This window comes from Bifidobacterium sp. B4081 (assembly GCF_026537335.1).
Taxonomy (GTDB): Bacteria; Actinomycetota; Actinomycetes; order Actinomycetales; family Bifidobacteriaceae; genus Bombiscardovia.
Genome location: NZ_JAFNMM010000001.1, coordinates 986893 through 1004207 on the forward strand (window position 1 = coordinate 986893; position 17315 = coordinate 1004207).

A 17315-nucleotide genomic window follows, 5' to 3' on the forward strand; every position below is an offset into this window, starting at 1 on the left:
GACCAAAGTTCGAGCGAATTATTAAATTCATGTACAAAACAGAAGAATAGGTAATCAGCTTTCTTGAGTTGATAAAGTTAACGCAATTGGGTATGCTGACCACTGGGCCTGCAATGAAGGGGTCCAGGCAGACGGAGATGCCTGCCCGAGAATTCAAGGATGAAGGAGTCTTCATGAAGATGATGCAACGAACCATGGCGGCTGTCATTGGGGTCGCCATGCTGACCGGACTGGGCGCCTGCGGCGGATCACGTGCCTCCAGCTCCTCCCAAGAGGGAGGGGCGATCAGCAAAGGCGCCACCATCGGTGTTTCCATGCCCACCAAATCCGAGGAGCGTTGGAACAAGGACGGCAACAATCTGAAGACCAAACTGGAGAAGGCCGGCTACAAGGTAGTGCTCTCCTTCGCGGATGACAAGCCCGCCCAGCAGAACGCCGACATCGAGAACATGGTCAACAAGGGCGCCAAGATCGTGGTGGTGGCCTCCAAGGACGGCACCGCCGTGGGGCCTGCTGTCGAGAAGGCCAAGGATGCCGGGGCCAAGGTCATCGCCTATGACCGGCTGATCATGAACACCAAGGCTGTTGACTACTATGCGACATTCCAGCTTGAGCGCACCGGCGTGCTGGAGGCCAACTGGCTGATCGATCAGCTGGGACTCAAAAACGGAGCCAAGGGTCCATTCAATATTGAGCTCTTTACCGGTTCTCCCGACGACAACAACGCCAAGTATTTCTTCAAGGGTGCCTGGGAGCTTCTGCAGCCCTACTTCAAGTCGGGCGTTCTGGTCAGCCCCTCCCAGCATGGCGGCGGCGTGACCAAGGACTTCAAACTCTCCGACTGGCAGAAGATCTCAGTCCAGTCCTGGAAGACCGAACAGGCTCAGAAGGATATGGAGTCCATTCTCGATTCCACCTACGCCCACGGCGAGCGTTTGGATGCCGTGCTGAGCCCCTATGACGGCATAAGCCAGGGGGTCATCAACGCCATCCAGTCCAAGAGGCCTGACATCCAGCCCAATACTGACAGCTGGCCCAAGATCACCGGACAGGACGCCATGGAGATCTCCGTGGCCAACATCTCCAAGGGACTGCAGGGTCAGACCGTCTTCAAGGACGTCAACAAGCTGGCCGAGGCCGTCTACGACATGATCATCGAAATTGCCCAGGGCAAGAAGGTTACCGGCATCAACGGCACCTTTGACAACAACAGCATCAAGGTGCCCTCGAAGCTGCTGGATCCCAAGGCCATCACCAAGGACAACCTGACCGATCTGGTCAAGGCGAACTACCTGACCCAGGAACGATTCGATCAGCTGACCAAGTGAGGTCGGCATCACAGTCGCGCCGGACCGTCCCGCTTCCTGTTAAGGGGAGGGACGGTCGGCGCACAGGAGGTGAAAGCATGTCCGACGAGGACGTCTTGTTGCGAATGCAGGGGATCACCAAGACCTTCGGTCCGGTAAAAGCCCTGTCCAATGTCGACATGGACGTGCACAAGGGCGAAATCCATGCCATCTGCGGGGAAAACGGGGCCGGCAAGTCCACCCTGATGAACGTGCTGTCCGGGGTCTACCCGCATGGCAGCTATACCGGCGAGATCCTGTTCGATGGCAAGCCTTGCCGCTACCGCACCATCAATGATTCGGAGGACGACGGCATCGTCATCATCCATCAGGAGCTGGCGCTGAGCCCCTTCCTGTCCATTGCCGAGAACATCTTCCTGGGCAATGAACAGGCCCACAATGGCGTAATGGACTGGGACACCACCAGGGCCAAGGCCTCGCGTCTCTTGGAGCGTGTGGGCCTGAACGAGAAACCAGACACCAGGGTCATGGATCTTGGAGTGGGCAAGCAGCAGCTGGTGGAGATCGCCAAGGCGCTGTCCAAGCACGTCAGGCTGCTGATTCTGGATGAGCCCACAGCCGCCTTGAACGACGATGATTCCGAGCATCTGCTGGATCTGGTCAGGCAGTTGCGTGACCAGCAGGGAGTGACCAGCATCCTCATCACCCACAAGCTGGGCGAGGTGGGACAGATTGCGGATGGTGTGACCATTCTGCGCGATGGCTCCACGGTGGGCGGTATGAGAATTGATGCGGACCATCCTCTGGATCAGGATCTGCTCATCCAGAAGATGGTCGGCCGTGAGCTGACCAACCTCTATCCCGAGCACGTGCCGCACATCGGCAAGGAGGTGCTCAAGGTCAGCGATTGGACCGTCCACCATCCGCAGGATCCCTCCCGCACCGTGGTCGATCATGCCAATCTGGTGGTTCACCAGGGTGAGATCGTCGGATTGGCGGGACTGATGGGTGCGGGTCGCACCGAAATGGCCATGAGCATCTTCGGGCGGTCCTATGGCAGCCATATCAGCGGCAGAATCGAGATGCATGGCCGTCAGGTCGAGCTGCCGAACGTCCGGTCGGCCATCGATTCGGGCCTGGCCTACGCCACTGAGGATCGCAAGGTTTTCGGACTCAACCTGCTGCAGAACATCAGGGAAAATGCCTCCATGGCTTCGCTCAAGAAGATGAGCAGTCACGGGGTCATGAACGAGAACCTGGAGAGGGCACGGGTGGAGGAGTACCGCAAGGACTTCAACATCAAGTGCAGCAACATCGACGTGCCCGTTTCCACCCTTTCCGGCGGCAACCAGCAAAAGGTCGTGCTGGCCAAGTGGGTGATCTCGGATCCTGATGTGCTCATCCTGGACGAACCCACCCGAGGCATTGATGTGGGAGCCAAGTATGAGATCTACGAGATCATCGACCGGCTGGTCGACCAGGGCAAGGCTGTGGTGGTCATCTCCTCGGAGCTACCCGAGCTGATCGGCATCTGTGACCGGATTTATACGGTCAGCCAGGGAGTCATCACCAACAACGTGGAGCGTCAAGACTTCTCGCAGGAATATCTGATGAAGGGCATGACCCAGGAAAAGAAGGGAGTGGCAGCCAGATGAGCTCGCCCAACAGCAACAAGAGCGCCGCGCAGGCGGTGGAACAAGAACAGGCAGGACCGGGCATTCTGGCCTCCCTGGCCAGCAACGCCCGCCAGTATGGCATCGTCGGCGCTCTGGTGGTTATCGTGGTCGTCTTCGAAATACTGACCAAGGGTGTGCTGCTCAAACCCAACAGCTTCGTCTCGCTGATCCAGCAGAACGCCTACGTGATCATTCTGGCCATCGGCATGGTCATGGTCATCATCGCCACCCACATTGATCTGTCCGTGGGCTCCTTGGTGGCCTTCATCGGTGGCGTCTGCGCCATCCTCATGGAACATATGGGAGTCAACTGGATCCTGGCCATCGGCCTGTCCCTGATCGTGGGCCTGCTGATCGGCATCTGGCAGGGATTCTGGGTCGCTGTCATCGGCATTCCAGGATTCATCACCACCCTGGCCGGCATGCTGATCTTCCGTGGTCTGGCCACAGTCATCGTCGGCGAGTCCGTGCCCATCACCTCCGCTCAGTTCAGGGGGATCGCCCGTGACTACCTGCCCAACATCCTGGGATGGTGGGGGCCATTCGACGGCCTGACCGTGGTGCTGGGCATCATCTGCATCCTGGCCTATGCCTGGTCGCAGATCGCCCGCCGCCGCAAGACCCTGGCCGTAGGTCTGGTTCCCGAACCCAAGGCCTTGATGACCGGCAAGATCATCGTGGCCGCAGTCGTCATCCTCTTCGTGACCTACCTGCTGGCCTCCTCCGGCAATGAGAACCAGGGCGGGACACCGATAATGCTGGTCATTGTGGCCGTATTGGTCCTGATCTACAACTTCATCCTCACCAGGACCGTCTTCGGTCGGCATGTCTACGCAGTGGGCGGCAACCGCAAGGCCGCTGTGCTTTCGGGCATCAACGCCAAACGGGTGGACTTCACGCTCTTCGTCCACATGGGCTTCCTGTCGGCCGTGGCAGCCATCTGCATGCTTTCACGACTGGCCTCGGCCACAGCTCAGGCAGGCATGGAGTTCGAAATGGATGCCATCGCCTCCTGCTTCATCGGCGGCACGGCTGTCACCGGCGGCATCGGAACCATTCCCGGGGCCGTCGTTGGAGCCTTCGTCATGGGTGTGATCAACCAGGGGCTGTCCATCATGGGTGTGGATACAGCCATCGTCAAGACCATCAAGGGCCTGGTGCTCCTGCTGGCCGTGGCTGTTGATGTCATGTCCAAGCGCCGCAAGAGCTGACCTGACCATCGGCTTAGGGGATGGGCACTTCACGTCCCCTAAGCCGATCATTCATCTTTCGAACATCTGCAAAAAGGAGCACAATCGTGCGTATCACCGGCAAGGCCCGTTCTCGGATGTATGGCCTGACTGCTGCTGCCTGCGCCATCTGGCTGGTCCAATCCCTGGCTGAGGCCGTGCGGGACGGCAGCCTGCTGACATGGCCCACACTGATCTTCACCGTGTGCCTGGCTGTTGTCACCGTATACTGTGCCGTCTGCGCCTTCCGGGAGGGGCGCAAGGGCTGACGACCCGTCACCCCTATAATGCCTGTACCGGTTCCGCAGACATCAGAGTCGTTGTGGAGTCTTAAGCAAAGGCAGGGGATGAGTCATGGAAGATCCAGCGCAACCGACCACTTCGACCCTGATCCACCTTGGGCTGCACGACCTGGACAAGGCCCGGGTTCGGCTGGATCGGCTTGCCCGTCTGGTGGACGATCGGGAGCTGGAGCAAACCCTGGTCCAGAGCCTAGACCAGGCCTGCGATCCGGATGAAGCCATTGCTGGGCTGATACGAATCCTGGAGCAGTGTCCGCAGGGAGCCCGGCCGGACTTTCTGGCTGGATCCCCGCAGGAAAACCAAGATGCCGCCCAGTCGCTGATCAGGGTGCTGGGGGCCTCGGAGGCCATGGGGCGACTGATGCGCTCGCGGCCGGAGTTGGTAGAGGCGGCCGCCCAGGATCCCGACCACTTGGCTGACTGCCCTGCGGAAACCAGGCAGAAGCGGGTTCTTGACGCCATGGACAGAGTGGAGAAGAATTCGGATTCGGCGCCCTCACTGGCGGCCTACGCCGATGCACTGCGGTTTGAATACCGGCTGCAACTGGCTGCCGTCATGACCCGGGATCTGGCAGCTGAGGATCCCCTGGAGCTGGAGCCAGCAATCAGCCGGGCCCTGTCCGACATGGCCGATGCTGCACTTCAAGGGGCTCTGAGCATCGCCTGCCGTCAGGTTCCCAATGCGGATTCATGCCGTCTGACCGTCATTGGCATGGGTAAGCTGGGCGCCCAGGAACTCAACTACGTATCCGATGTGGACCTCATGTACTTGGTGGAGCCGGCATCAGGGACGGATCCGAAGGAGACCGATCCCATCGCCGTGGGCACTGCCATGGCCGTCCTCCTGCAACGGGTTTGCCAGGCGGTCATTCCCGGATCGACCGAGCCACCGCTTTGGAAGGTTGATACTGCCCTGCGGCCCGAGGGGCGTGATGGCCCCCTGGTGCGGCGTCTGGCCTCTTACGCTGACTACTATGCCCAATGGGCTGAAAATTGGGAGTTCCAGGCCCTGCTCAAGGCCCGTCCGGTCGCGGGCGACAAGGCCCTGGGCCAGGAGTATGCGGCCATGGTCGAACCCCTGGTTTGGGGTGCCTGCCAGCGTCCCAACTTCGTCTACGACTGCCAGCGGATGCGCCAACGGGTAGAACGACTGATACCCGAGGACCGCAAGGAGCGTGAGATCAAGCTGGGTCAGGGGGGACTGCGGGACGTGGAATTCACCGTCCAGATGCTCCAGCTGGTCCATGGCTCCAGCGATCCTGATATGCGTTGCCCGGCCACCCTGGATGCCCTGCAGGCACTGGCCCAGGGCGGCTACATCTCCGCCAGGCACGGCGACCTGCTGGATCACGACTATCGGTTCGAGCGGGTCATGGAGCATCGTCTGCAGATCTGGCAGCTGCGTCGCACCCATCTCTTTCCGAAAATCAACCGTTCAGGCACCATCGGCCAGCGGCCGCCCAGCCTGGAGGAACTGGAGAACAACCGCGATCTGCGACGGCTGGCCCGGGCCTTCGGCCTGCATGCCGACCAGATGTTGGCCCAATACCAGGCCACCAGGATCGAGGTCCGCAACCTTCACCAGGCCATCTACTTCCGCCCCATGCTGCCCATCAACGCTCAGGTGGACGAGGACGAGGTCAGCCTGCGCCCCCAGGCGGCCCGCGCACGGTTCGCATCCATCGGCTTTGCCGACCCCGATGCAGCCATCCGCCACGTTACAGCACTGACTACAGGGGTGACCCGATCGGCACGGATCAACCGTATTCTCATGCCCGCCGTTCTTCAGTGGCTGGGGGAGGGACAGGACCCTGACATGGGACTGCTGGGCTGGCGAACCCTGGAGGAGCACTTCGGCGGGAAGAGCACCTACCTGGGCTTCCTGCGGGACTCCACTTCGGCCGCCCGCCGACTCTGCCATGTCCTGTCCAACTCACGCTATTTATCCGGTGCCCTGGCCCGGTCCGTCCAGTCGGTCACCTGGCTGGGCCATGACCAGGACATGATCCCCCGTGATCGAGCCACTCTGGACAAGCGCGCCGCGGCCTATCGCACCCGTCATGCGGACTCGCTGGAGGAGTTCGCCACCGCAGTGCGGGCCATGCGCCGACAGGAGATCGAGCGTATTGGACTGGGCTGGATGAGCGGGGTGGACGATCAGCAGGCCTGCCTGGCGGGCATGTCCGATGTCTACGATGCAGCCATCAATGCAGCCTTGGACTGGGCTGTGGATCACCGTTTGGAACAGGCTAGCGCACCAGCCGATCTGGCTGTGATCGGCATGGGCCGCTACGGAGGCAGGGAGGTCAACTTCAACTCGGACGCCGATATCATGCTGATCTACCGTCCAGCCTCGGGCGCCGACCAGGACCAGGCGGCGGAATTCGCACGTGGGGTGACCGCCGACCTGCGGGCCGTCCTGGCTGGACGGGCCAGTCTTGAACCCGGTATCGACCTGGACTTTGACCTGCGCCCCGAAGGACGCCAGGGTCCTCTGGTGCGCTCCCTGGACTCCTACCAGCGCTACTACCGCGAATGGTCCGAGACCTGGGAACATCAGGCCCTGATCCGGGCCAGGTTTGCAGCCGGAAATGCTGACCTGGCCAAGGCCTTTCTGGAGGGTACGGCCAATCCACTGCGCTATCCTCAGCAACCGCCCAACGAGGAGGAGCTGGGGCAGATACGCCGTCTCAAGGCCCGGATGGAGGCTGAGCGGCTGCCGCGTGGCGTGCGTCGGGACCGGCACCTGAAGCTGGGCCGGGGAGGGCTGTCTGATGTGGAGTGGACGGTTCAGCTCCTCCAGCTGCGCCATGCCCACGATCTGCCTGAGCTGCAGGTCACCGGCACGCTGACCGCTTTGGACGCCCTGGAGGCTGCGGGACTCATCGAGACCAAGGATGCCAAGGCCCTACGCCGCAGCTGGGTGCTTTGCACGGCTGCCCGCAACGCCAACTTCCTCTGGTCCGGACGTGTTTCCCAGGCGGACATCCTGCCTGACGATGGGCAGGTTCTGGGAGGCATCGCAGTCTGCCTGGACTACCCGGCCCACCGGGGCCAGCACTTTGTCAACGAGCTGCTGGCGGCCATGCGCCGCTGCAGGCAGGTCATGGAACGGCTCTTTTACGGGGGCTGACCCTGGGTCCATCCGGGGTCGTATGCTTGTTCAGGTCACATAAGGTGGCCACCTTGAGGAAGGTGAGCCGTTGTCCCAACAAGTTGATCACGCATCCAACACCTCTTCCGCCGTCGTTCCCCTTCGTGGGCGAAGTGTGGTAACCCTCGACGAGATTCCCATGACCCAGATCCTGGACCTGCTGGATCGGGCGGCCTACATCGACACCCATCGCCGCCAGGTGGCCCACACCTGTGACGGCCGGGTCCTGGCCACGCTCTTCTATGAACCCAGCACCCGCACCCGGCTCAGCTTCGAGACGGCCATGCTCCGTCTGGGCGGCCAGGTCATCGGGTTCGCCGGCGCCCAGTTGGCCAGCGTCTCCAAGGGGGAGTCCATCAGCGACACCCTGAAGACGGTCTCCAACTACGCCGACATCGTGGCCATCCGCCATCCCAAGGAGGGTGCCGCCCTGGTGGCCTCCCAAGCAGCTACGGTCCCGGTCATCAACGCCGGCGACGGTGGACACATGCACCCGACCCAGACCCTGACCGACCTGGCCACCATCCGCGCCCGCAAGGGTCGGCTGAACCACCTGACCATCGGCCTGTGCGGGGATCTGACCTTCGGCCGCACCGTCCACTCCCTGATCACCACCCTCTGCCGCCTGGGCCATGTGGACTTCGTCCTGATCAGCCCCGACGAGCTGCGTACCCCAGAATACGTCCTGGAGAGGATCCGCTCCTCGGCCGACTGCACCTACCGGGAGACCGGGGATCTGAACGGGGTCATCGGCGACCTGGACGTGCTCTACATGACCCGTGTCCAGCAGGAGCGCTTCTTCAACGAGGACGACTACCTGCGCCTGCGCGACACCTACATTCTGAATGCCGACAAGCTTCGGTCCGCGCGCCCCGACATGGCCATCCTCCACCCCCTGCCCAGGGTCAATGAGATTGCCGTGGAGGTGGACGATGATCCGCGTGCGGCCTACTTCCAGCAGGTCCGCAATGGCATGCTGGTCAGAATGGCCCTGGAGAGCGCCCTGCTGGGTGACGAGCTGCCCGGTTATCGCAAGCAGAAGGAGGTGGCGGCATGAAGGTCACCAGTATTGTTGATGGCATCATCATTGATCACGTTCGTGCGGGCACAGCACTGAAGGTCTTGCACTACCTGCGCGTGGACCCGGCGAAGACCCGGCTGGCCCTGATCATGAACACGGACAGCCGCAAGTACGGGTCCAAGGACATCATCAAGATCGAGCAGACCGGGGATCTGGACCTGACCGCTTTGGGGTTCATCGCCCCCGAGGCCACCGTCAATGTGGTCCGGCAGGGCAGGATCGTCAGCAAGCATCAGCCGGACCGCCCCAGCCGCCTGGTCAACGTCATCACCTGCGTCAACCCTCGTTGCGTCACCACGGTGGAGACCGGCGTGGACCAACGCTTCCACCTGGATGATGCTGGGGTCTACCGTTGCGACTACTGCGACGAGAAGGCTGAAGACTGACATGCGGCTGCTGGGGTTGACTGATTGGCGCAGCAGCCGGGCGGTCGATCTGGTACTTCCCCAGACCATTGACAGTACGCTGGTTGACGAGACCGGTGCCATGTCGACAGAGGTGGATCAGATAGACGCCCGGGGGTTGGTGCTGGCTCCTGCTCTGGTTGACCCCCACGTCCACCTGCGCGACCCCGGGCAGACCGACAAGGAGGACATGGTCAGCGGTACAGCTGCCGCAGCGGCCGGAGGCTATGGGCTGATACTGCTCATGCCCAACACCCAGCCCGCCATGGACGGCCGCACCAGGATGGCCGACGGGCGCACAGTTATCGACTATCTAGAGTCCTACGAGCGGGACCATGGGCTGAGCCTGCCGGTGGACTACGCCCTCTGTGTGGCTGCCACCGTGGACCGGACTGGCCGCCAGGTCTCAAACCCAGACGACTGGTCGAAGCACCTGGCCGGCCACGGATGGACACATCCTGTAGTGGCCATCAGCGACGACGGCTCGGCAGTGACCGACCAAACCCTGGAGGCTGTGGCCGCCAATGCCCGGTCTTTCGACCTGCCCGTTTTGGATCACTGTGAGCACCACGAGCACGGTCAGGTCAACCTCGGATCAGTCAGTCGCCAACTGGGGCTGGAGGGGATTCCCGCCTCAACCGAGACCGCCGTCATCAATCGCGACATCGACCTGGCGGAGCGCACCGGCACCCGGGTGCATCTGCAGCATGTCAGCACCGCCGGCGGATTCGAGGCCGTCAGACGGGCCAAGGCCCGTGGACTGCCAGTCACCTGCGAGACCGCGCCCCACTATCTGGCCCTCTGCGACGAGGACCTGCTGCGCTGCGGCAGCATGGCCAAGATGAACCCTCCGCTGCGCTCCCGCGCCGACCAGCAGGCAGCCCTTGAGGCGGTGGCTGACGGCACTGTGGACATGATCGCCACCGACCACGCGCCGCACACCACCGCTGAGAAAGCCTTGGGGATCAAAGACGCCCCCAACGGCATTATCGGCCTGGAAACTGCCTATGCGGTCTGCAACCAGGTCCTGGTCAAGAGCGGGCTCATCGGCCATGACCGTCTGATCGAGCTCATGTCCCTGGCTCCGGCCGAGCTCATGGGCATGCATCGACTACTGCCCGAAAACCTGCCCTCGCACACAGCTGACAAGGTCAATAAGGCTGGCACCGGTCATCTTCAGCTGGAGGTCGACCAGCACAGCGATTCCGGCCAGCCGCCTGTCGACTTGGTCATCTTGGACCCTGCAGCCAAGTGGAAGGTGGATCCCAGCCGTTTCCACTCCAAGGCGAGGAACACCCCCTTCGCCGGGGCGGAACTGGCCGGACGGGTCCTGGCCACCATCAAGGAGGGGCGTCTGGTTTTTTCCCGTCTGCCCGCAAACCGCGTCATCACCAGGGAAAGGATCTGAGCATGGACCGACTGACCGCGCTCATCGAGGACAAGCACAATCCGACCGTGGTTGGTCTGGATCCGCGACCGGAACTGCTGCCCAGCCAACTGATTGAACAGGCCAGGCAGCGTACCGCCGGAAGCATGACAGAGATGGGCCTGGACCCCAAGGATCCGCAGCAGGCCCAGGACGAGCAGGCCCAGGCCGTCTGGGCAGACCATCTGGCCCGGGCCTATCTGCGCTTCAACCTGGCCATCCTGGAGGGCGTGGCCGGCCTAGTGCCAGCAGTCAAACCCCAGATCGCCATGTATGAGGCCTTGGGACCCTGGGGCATCAGGGCCTACACCGGCACCTGCCGGGCTGCAGCCGACCGTGGCCTCTACGTCATCGGGGATGTCAAACGCGGGGACATCGGCTCCACGGCCGAAGCCTACGCTGCCCATCTGGATGGGCTTCCCCTGCCCTTCGCACCAAGGCAGGCAGTAGATGGCCCAGCCCGAACAGGCGGGAGATTCCCCTGGTACGAGGATGCGCTGACCATCAACGTCTACCTGGGTTCCGACGGGGTGGAACCCTTTCTGCAGGCGGCGGAGCACATCCATGGTGACCTCTTCGCTCTGGTGCGCACCTCCAACCCTTCAGGCGGCCAGATCCAGGAACTGGGCCTGGATAGGGACTCGGGCGGCGGCACCATCTATCAGCGCCTGGGCGACCTTGTCGAATCCTGGGGGCAGCCCTCCATCGGTCAGTCGGGCTATTCCAGGCTCGGAGCCGTGGTCGGCGCCACCCACTCCGAAGACGGCGCCCTTCTGCGCCGGGCCATGCCCCACACCTTCTTCCTGGTCCCTGGCTACGGAGCCCAGGGCGGTTCGGGGGCCGATGTGGCGCCCATGTTCGACCGGTTCGGAGGCGGCGCTGTAGTCAACTCCTCACGGGGAATCATCGGAGCCTGGCGGAAGGATCCGGGCTACAGCCCGCAGCTCAGCGTTCAAGCGGCCCTAGGCATGGTCACCCGCGATGCCCGCCAGGCCGCGCAGGCCATGAAAGACGATCTCAATCAGGCGATCAAGGAGGTCCGATGAAACCCAACCTCTTCATATCCACCAGCCAGGTGGAGGAGCAGGCCCAACAGGCAGGCCGGCTACCCGGACGGCGCACCGCCCTGGTCACCGGCATGGAGCCCCTGGACAGGCAAGTCTGGCGGATGGCCATCCGCGACCCCTACCTGGCATCCCACGCCCCGGCAGGAGCCTTCATCAATCTCTACTCGGCAGACCGTATAACCATGATGCCCAGACCCTTCGGCATCAGCCGAGTTCTGGATGGCGAGCAAATCGAGATCATCTTCGCCGTGGTGGGCCAGGGGACTTCTGAATTCTCCCGACTGCGGCCAGGCATGGCTGTGGACCTGCTGGGGCCTCTGGGCCATGGCTTCGACCTGGAGAAGCCCGCTCACTATCTGTTGGTGGGCGGCGGCCTGGGCGTCCCTCCGCTTATTCGCGCAGCCCAGTGCCTCCAAGACCGGTCTGGAGCGCGCACCACCGCCCTGCTGGGCTACCGGGATCATCGGTTCGCCGATGCCATTATGGGCTCGCTGACCGACCGGCTTGAGTCCATCGACAACGCCTCAGGGGATGTCATAACCCTTTTGGACCGGGTTCGCGAAGACATCAACCCCGAGCAAACCATCATCCTGACCTGCGGCCCCTTACCCATGATGCGGGCCGTTGCCGCCTGGGCCCGTAAAGTCGGCCTGCCGACCCAGTGCTGCATGGAGTCCCGTATGGGCTGCGGCTATGGCACCTGCGTGGCCTGCGTGATCGACACCGTGGACGGCAGGCTCAAGGTCTGCAAGGACGGCCCGGTCTTTGCTGCCGACCGTCTGATCTGGAATGCAGACGAGGACAAGAAGGAGACACGATGAGCGGGCTGACAATCATGGATCCTTTGGAGCCGCACGCCTGGCGGCATGGAACCGTTGTGGCCGGAACGCTCTGGAAGAACCCGGTGGGCACGGCCTCGGGCACCTTCAACCTGGATGCCTGCGGGGGCTATTATGACGTCTCCCAGATGGGCGCCATCTCCACCAAGGGGGTTTCGCCGGTTCCCTGGGAAGGCAACCCCACGCCCAGGACCGCCGAAAGCCCAGCCGGCATGGTCAACTCCGTGGGCCTGCAGAACCCGGGCGTGGACCATTACCTGGTGGATGAGCTGCCCAGACTCAAGGCCCTGGGAGCCAATGTGATCACCAATGTGGCTGGTCACAGCGACGAGGACTATGCCACGGTCGTGGAACGGTTGGCCGACTCCCCGGCGGACATGCTGGAAATCAACGTCTCCTGTCCCAACGTCTCCCATGGAGGGATGTCCGTGGGCACCGACGCCAAGGCTCTGAACCGGCTGATCACCCGGCTGCGGGGTCTGACCGACAAGCCCATGGTGGTCAAGCTGACCCCCAACGTCACCGACATCGTGGAGGTGGCAAGGGCTGCCGCCGATGGGGGAGCGGATGCCCTCAGTCTGATCAACACCCTGGTAGGCATGCGCATCGACATCAATGACGGCAGGCCCATACTGGCCCAGGGCACCGGCGGTGTCTCGGGCCCCTGCATCCTGCCCATAGCCTTGTCCTTCGTCTGGCGGGTACGCCGGGCACTGCCCGACATTCCCATCATCGGCATCGGTGGCATCGACTCGGGACGCACGGCCTTGGAATTTCTCTATGCGGGTGCCAACGCCGTCGAGGTGGGGGCTGCGGCCCTAGTGGATCCTGTGGCGCCCATGCGGGTGGCCCGGGAGCTGGACGATCTGTTGGACGAGCGGCCTGATCTGGCTGATTTGCTCAAGAAAGGGGAGTGCTGGCGATGAGCGCATCCGAAGCAGAAAACAAGTCCAAGCATGACGGGGATGCCCAGAAGCGGACCCGCCGCATCCAGGAGGGTTTCACCAGCTTCCTGCTCCAGAGCGGAGCGCTCAAGTTCGGTGACTTCACCCTGAAGTCGGGGCGGCGCTCGCCCTACTTCATCAACGCCGGGGCCTTCAACGACGGACGGCTGATCGCTCTGCTGGGGGAGTTCTACGCCCGGACCATCGTGCAGGCCGTGAAGCAGGGAACCCTGCCCGCAGACATCGACACGGTATTCGGCCCGGCCTACAAGGGGATTCCCCTGGCCGTCTCCACTGCCATCGCGCTGAGCGGGGCGCATGGGATGCCGGTCGGCTTCACCTTTGACCGCAAGGAGGTCAAGGACCATGGCGATGGAGGGCTCATGGTCGGCACCCAGCTCAGGGACGGCATGAGGGTGCTGCTGGTGGATGATGTCATGACGGCCGGGACCGCCGTCCGCCAGGTGGTGCCCAAGATCATGTCCCAGGCCAAGGTGACCATCGTCGGCCTGGTGCTCTCCGTGGACCGGATGGAGCGCACGGGCCAGGGGCAGGGCTCAGCTGTCGAATCCATCATGGACGAGTTCCACTTCCCGGTCATCAGCATCGTCAACGTCCGTCAGATCTTCGATGCCGCCGCCAACATGAAGGGCCCGGGCGGGTCGCCCATTCTGGACCAGCGCACCGCCGATGCCGCCAGGGACTATCTGGAGCGTTACGGGGCCTGAGCAAATGTCGGGCTCATACGGGCAGCCAACTTGTGCATGCAGACCGCCATTGACGCACATTCTTCGGACGGCCAATCTGTCGGCCGACCCTCGTGTAGATTGGTAGGTGTCCGACGGGCAGGCCGACGGATCATCGTCGCAAGGGAAGGCCATGGATCATGACGAAACCGCTGGAGCAGAACGGTCATGAGGAACCTGACCAGACTGGGGTCGACGCAGTGAAGGCGACCAAGCCTGCCGTCTCGGCCACAACAGCCGGCACTATGAAATCTCCGAAGGCTGCAGAGCCCGTGGATGGACGAATGTCGACTGAAGAGAAACCGGGGAAGACAGGCCAGTCTCGGGAGAGCGAGCCTGAAGAGCGTATTACCGAACGGCGGTCGCTGAGGCTGTCGCTGATACTGGTCGCGGTGGCTCTTGTGCTGGTGCTTGCAGCAGGCATATACATGCTGTGGGTTGATCATTCAGCAGGCAACCTGTCATCCCAAAAGACTTCATCAGGAGCACCGAACGCGCAAGTCAGAAATGGCCCCAACGGGGATGCCAAGGCCTACAAGGATTTGCAAGAGGTCAATGCCAAGCCTTCGGTGGCCGACGACCAAGGAGGGTTGACCGTTTCAGCCAGGGGGGTCGGCAGCAAGAAGAAGGTTGCCGACGCGCCAACCCTTGAGATCTTCATGGATCCCATGTGTCCCTGGTGCGGCAAGGTGGGCCGGGTTATCGATCCCCAGTTGCAGCGCATGATCAGCGCCGGTCAGATCAACGTCACCTACAACTTTTTGAACTTCCTGGATTCGGCATCCAGCGACCAGTACTCCAGCCGCGTGGACAACGCCCTGGCCATGGTGGCCCAGGAGGATCCAGATCATCTGTCGGCCTTTGCAGCCGCCGTCTTCGCAGCCGACTTCCAGCCCGATGAAAGCTCCTATCAGGCGGTTTCCGATGCCCGACTGGCCGACCAGGCCGTGGGAGCGGGGGTGCCCAGGTCCCTGGCAGACCGTTTCGTCCAAGGCACCTACAGGCCATGGGTTGACAAGGTCAATGCCTACGCCATCACCAGGAAGGATGCCAAGGACACCAAGGGGGAGTTCTCGACGCCCACCATCATGATCAACGGCAAGGTCTGGGACCTGACTGCAGCGGCAAAGAGCCAGGGCGGGCTGGAACATCTGGACCGGGCCCTGCTCAAGGCCCTGGGACTCAAATCGCAGGATGTAGGCCATCAGGGGAGGATGCCATCCATCGGAGCCCAGGGAAAAGCGCTGAAAGCAATGTAACCCAAGGCTACTGACCAGCGGCGAAGTTCGCTTATCGCCGCTGGAAGATGAATCGTAACCTGTGGAATTTGATGCCTGTTCCGCTGATACTTGCTCGATTGTTGTTTGCTCGGTTGTTACTCGCCTGACTCCTGTTCAATCAGCGAGTATCCATGGTTGGACACCACCTGGCACAGTTTGTCCAAATAGAGTTCAGCGGCATTGGACAGCTTGGTCCGGCTATTGACGATCCAGCCTACCAGCATGGATTCGTCCGACTCTAGGGGGACGCTGACGATCTTCTCGTTGTTCAGGTCCTCGTTGTCGATGCCGGTGCAGACCGTGTAGGCGTTCAGCCCCACGATGAAGTTGAGCATGGTGGCCCGGTCGCTCACGGTGATCTGCTTGGGGGAGTAGTCGGGCCAGACCGCCTCCTCGGCAAAGTAGAAGGAGCCCTCTTCACCCTGCTCGTACTGCAGGAAGGGGTAGGGCTCCAAATCTTTCATGGTCACCATGGCCCGATCGGCCAAGGGGTTGGTCCGTGCGATGAAGACATGCAGGTCCGCCCGGAAGAGCGGATGGAAGTCCAGATGCTTCTCGCGGAGCATCTTGGACAGGACCCGTTTGTTGAAGTCGGACTCGTAGATGATGCCGATCTCCGACTGGAGGGTGGCCACCTGGTCGATGATGTCCCTGGTGCGCGTCTCCCGTATGGTGAATTCGTATTCGTCGGAATCGATGGAGTTAATCATCTCCACGAAAGCTTCCACTGCGAACATGTAGTGCTGGGTGGAGACCCGGCAGAGCTGCTTGCGGGGCCTGACCTGCCTGTAGCGGGCCTCCAGCAGATCGGTCTGATCCAGAATCTGACGCGCGTAGGTCAGGAATTCCGCCCCGTCCACGGTCAGAGCAATCCCTTGGGAGTGGCGAGTGAAGATCTCGATGCCCAGCTCGTTCTCCAGCTCCTTGACCGATGAACTCAGGGCCGGCTGAGAGATGTAGAGCTCATGCGAGGCCTCGTTCATAGAACCGCATTCGACAATCTTGACAATGTAGCGCAGTTGGAGCAGTGTCATATAGGCCAATCTATACCCGAGGCCCTATCGGCCTAGGGCCTCGGTTTCAGCCATACCCTGATTCGCGGCCTTCTGATCCAGATAGCGACCCGGACCCTGGACCTGGGGGTTGCCATGCCGATTCGTCTCGAAGCTGAAGACCATGGGCACACCGGTGGGCACATTGATGGATTTTATGTCCTTGTCGTCCACTTTCTCAAGAACCTTGATCAGACTGCGGACCACGGAACCATGGGTAACGACGAGCACAGTCCGGTCTTGCACCAGGTTGGGGGCTATCCGGCTGCTCCAGTAGGGATGCAGACGAAGCAGCAGGTCTTTGAGGCACTCGGCACGGATCTCGGCCGGATTCTGGCTGTCCAGCCCGTCGGCCAAGGCCGGGGCATAGCGTGGATCCTTTCCCTGAAAGTAGGCTGAATCGGTTTCGATGGCCGGCGGCCGAACATCGTAGGAACGTCGGTAGATATTAAATTGCTGCTGGCCGTATCGTTTCAGCATGGCCGGTCGCGTCTGTCCCTGGAAGGCACCGTAGTGGCGCTCGTTCAGCCTCCAGGTGCGCTCCACCGGAATCCAGGCTCGATCTACCAGGTCCAGGACCGTGTTAGCCGTGACGATGCTGCGAGTTAGCAGTGAGGTGAAGACCATGTCGGGCAGCAGGCCTGATTCCTTGAGCAGCTGTCCGGCATGGCGGGCCTGTTCCAGTCCGCGATCCGTCAGGGGCACGTCCACCCAACCGGCAAAACGGTTGACGGACTTTTGGGTCCAGACGCTTTCTCCGTGACGCATGACGATGAGTTGCGAGGTCATCGAATCGACTCCTTTTCTA

Annotated in this window: 15 protein-coding genes; 13 read left to right on the forward strand and 2 right to left on the reverse strand. The window is 62.0% G+C overall.

Annotation, left to right across the window (positions count from 1 at the left end; genetic code table 11):
- The first annotated feature begins 173 nt into the window (after positions 1-173).
- The 13 genes from J3T92_RS04345 to J3T92_RS04405 all read left to right on the forward strand — a co-directional run bounded on the left by J3T92_RS04345 (position 174) and on the right by J3T92_RS04405 (position 15434).
- Positions 174-1328 (forward strand): sugar-binding protein, encoded by a 1155-nt coding sequence (locus J3T92_RS04345; RefSeq protein WP_121914824.1) that lies wholly within the window; start codon positions 174-176, stop codon positions 1326-1328.
- A gap of 77 nt (positions 1329-1405) precedes the next feature.
- Entirely contained in the window at positions 1406-2962 is a 1557-nt protein-coding gene (locus J3T92_RS04350) for a sugar ABC transporter ATP-binding protein (protein ID WP_267399915.1), read from the forward strand.
- Entirely contained in the window at positions 2959-4194 is a 1236-nt protein-coding gene (gene mmsB, locus J3T92_RS04355; protein WP_267399916.1) for a multiple monosaccharide ABC transporter permease, read from the forward strand. The genes J3T92_RS04350 and mmsB overlap by 4 nt, the downstream gene beginning before the upstream one ends.
- 86 nt (positions 4195-4280) lie before the next feature.
- Entirely contained in the window at positions 4281-4481 is a 201-nt protein-coding gene (locus tag J3T92_RS04360; RefSeq protein ID WP_267399917.1) for a carbon starvation protein, read from the forward strand.
- A gap of 85 nt (positions 4482-4566) precedes the next feature.
- On the forward strand, positions 4567-7647 hold the full coding sequence (locus J3T92_RS04365; RefSeq protein ID WP_267399918.1) for a bifunctional [glutamine synthetase] adenylyltransferase/[glutamine synthetase]-adenylyl-L-tyrosine phosphorylase: 3081 nt from the start codon (positions 4567-4569) through the stop codon (positions 7645-7647).
- Between the two features lie 70 nt (positions 7648-7717).
- Positions 7718-8725 (forward strand): aspartate carbamoyltransferase, encoded by a 1008-nt coding sequence (gene pyrB / locus J3T92_RS04370; protein ID WP_267399920.1) that lies wholly within the window; start codon positions 7718-7720, stop codon positions 8723-8725.
- Positions 8722-9135: an aspartate carbamoyltransferase regulatory subunit gene (locus tag J3T92_RS04375; RefSeq protein ID WP_267399922.1), complete on the forward strand. Its 414-nt coding sequence runs from the start codon at positions 8722-8724 to the stop codon at positions 9133-9135. Before pyrB ends, J3T92_RS04375 begins: the two co-directional genes overlap by 4 nt.
- A 1-nt stretch (position 9136) precedes the next feature.
- Entirely contained in the window at positions 9137-10561 is a 1425-nt protein-coding gene (locus J3T92_RS04380) for a dihydroorotase (protein ID WP_267399923.1), read from the forward strand.
- A gap of 2 nt (positions 10562-10563) precedes the next feature.
- Complete coding sequence (gene pyrF / locus J3T92_RS04385; protein WP_267399924.1) at positions 10564-11625, forward strand: orotidine-5'-phosphate decarboxylase; 1062 nt, start codon at positions 10564-10566, stop codon at positions 11623-11625.
- Positions 11622-12467, forward strand: a complete 846-nt coding sequence (locus J3T92_RS04390; RefSeq protein ID WP_267399925.1) for a dihydroorotate dehydrogenase electron transfer subunit — start codon at positions 11622-11624, stop codon at positions 12465-12467. The genes pyrF and J3T92_RS04390 overlap by 4 nt, the downstream gene beginning before the upstream one ends.
- On the forward strand, positions 12464-13411 hold the full coding sequence (locus J3T92_RS04395) for a dihydroorotate dehydrogenase (RefSeq protein WP_220235856.1): 948 nt from the start codon (positions 12464-12466) through the stop codon (positions 13409-13411). The genes J3T92_RS04390 and J3T92_RS04395 overlap by 4 nt, the downstream gene beginning before the upstream one ends.
- Positions 13408-14157 carry an orotate phosphoribosyltransferase gene (gene pyrE / locus J3T92_RS04400; protein ID WP_267399926.1) on the forward strand — a complete coding sequence of 250 codons (750 nt, stop codon included), beginning with the start codon at positions 13408-13410 and terminating at the stop codon, positions 14155-14157. Before J3T92_RS04395 ends, pyrE begins: the two co-directional genes overlap by 4 nt.
- Positions 14158-14315: 158 nt before the next feature.
- Positions 14316-15434, forward strand: a complete 1119-nt coding sequence (locus J3T92_RS04405; protein ID WP_267399927.1) for a DsbA family protein — start codon at positions 14316-14318, stop codon at positions 15432-15434.
- Between the two features lie 116 nt (positions 15435-15550).
- Here the strand turns inward: J3T92_RS04405 and J3T92_RS04410 are convergent, their stop codons facing one another.
- Together J3T92_RS04410 and J3T92_RS04415 are read right to left on the reverse strand one after the other, a co-directional pair.
- A complete protein-coding gene (locus J3T92_RS04410; RefSeq protein ID WP_267399928.1) occupies positions 15551-16489 on the reverse strand; it encodes a LysR family transcriptional regulator in 939 nt (312 codons plus the stop codon).
- A gap of 24 nt (positions 16490-16513) precedes the next feature.
- On the reverse strand, positions 16514-17296 hold the full coding sequence (locus tag J3T92_RS04415) for a 2,3-bisphosphoglycerate-dependent phosphoglycerate mutase (RefSeq protein WP_267399929.1): 783 nt from the start codon (positions 17294-17296) through the stop codon (positions 16514-16516).
- Positions 17297-17315: the final 19 nt, after the last annotated feature.

What these genes read in the sequence shown, in the direction of transcription:
- J3T92_RS04405 (WP_267399927.1), top strand. Translation starts at nt 14,316, where the DNA reads ATGACGAAACCGCTGGAGCAGAACGGTCATGAGGAACCTGACCAGACT.
- pyrE (WP_267399926.1), top strand. Translation starts at nt 13,408, where the DNA reads ATGAGCGCATCCGAAGCAGAAAACAAGTCCAAGCATGACGGGGATGCC.
- J3T92_RS04345 (WP_121914824.1), top strand. Translation starts at nt 174, where the DNA reads ATGAAGATGATGCAACGAACCATGGCGGCTGTCATTGGGGTCGCCATG.
- mmsB (WP_267399916.1), top strand. Translation starts at nt 2,959, where the DNA reads ATGAGCTCGCCCAACAGCAACAAGAGCGCCGCGCAGGCGGTGGAACAA.
- J3T92_RS04415 (WP_267399929.1), bottom strand. Translation starts at nt 17,296, where the DNA reads ATGACCTCGCAACTCATCGTCATGCGTCACGGAGAAAGCGTCTGGACC.
- J3T92_RS04350 (WP_267399915.1), top strand. Translation starts at nt 1,406, where the DNA reads ATGTCCGACGAGGACGTCTTGTTGCGAATGCAGGGGATCACCAAGACC.
- J3T92_RS04410 (WP_267399928.1), bottom strand. Translation starts at nt 16,489, where the DNA reads ATGACACTGCTCCAACTGCGCTACATTGTCAAGATTGTCGAATGCGGT.
- J3T92_RS04395 (WP_220235856.1), top strand. Translation starts at nt 12,464, where the DNA reads ATGAGCGGGCTGACAATCATGGATCCTTTGGAGCCGCACGCCTGGCGG.
- J3T92_RS04380 (WP_267399923.1), top strand. Translation starts at nt 9,137, where the DNA reads ATGCGGCTGCTGGGGTTGACTGATTGGCGCAGCAGCCGGGCGGTCGAT.
- J3T92_RS04390 (WP_267399925.1), top strand. Translation starts at nt 11,622, where the DNA reads ATGAAACCCAACCTCTTCATATCCACCAGCCAGGTGGAGGAGCAGGCC.
- pyrF (WP_267399924.1), top strand. Translation starts at nt 10,564, where the DNA reads ATGGACCGACTGACCGCGCTCATCGAGGACAAGCACAATCCGACCGTG.
- J3T92_RS04365 (WP_267399918.1), top strand. Translation starts at nt 4,567, where the DNA reads ATGGAAGATCCAGCGCAACCGACCACTTCGACCCTGATCCACCTTGGG.
- J3T92_RS04375 (WP_267399922.1), top strand. Translation starts at nt 8,722, where the DNA reads ATGAAGGTCACCAGTATTGTTGATGGCATCATCATTGATCACGTTCGT.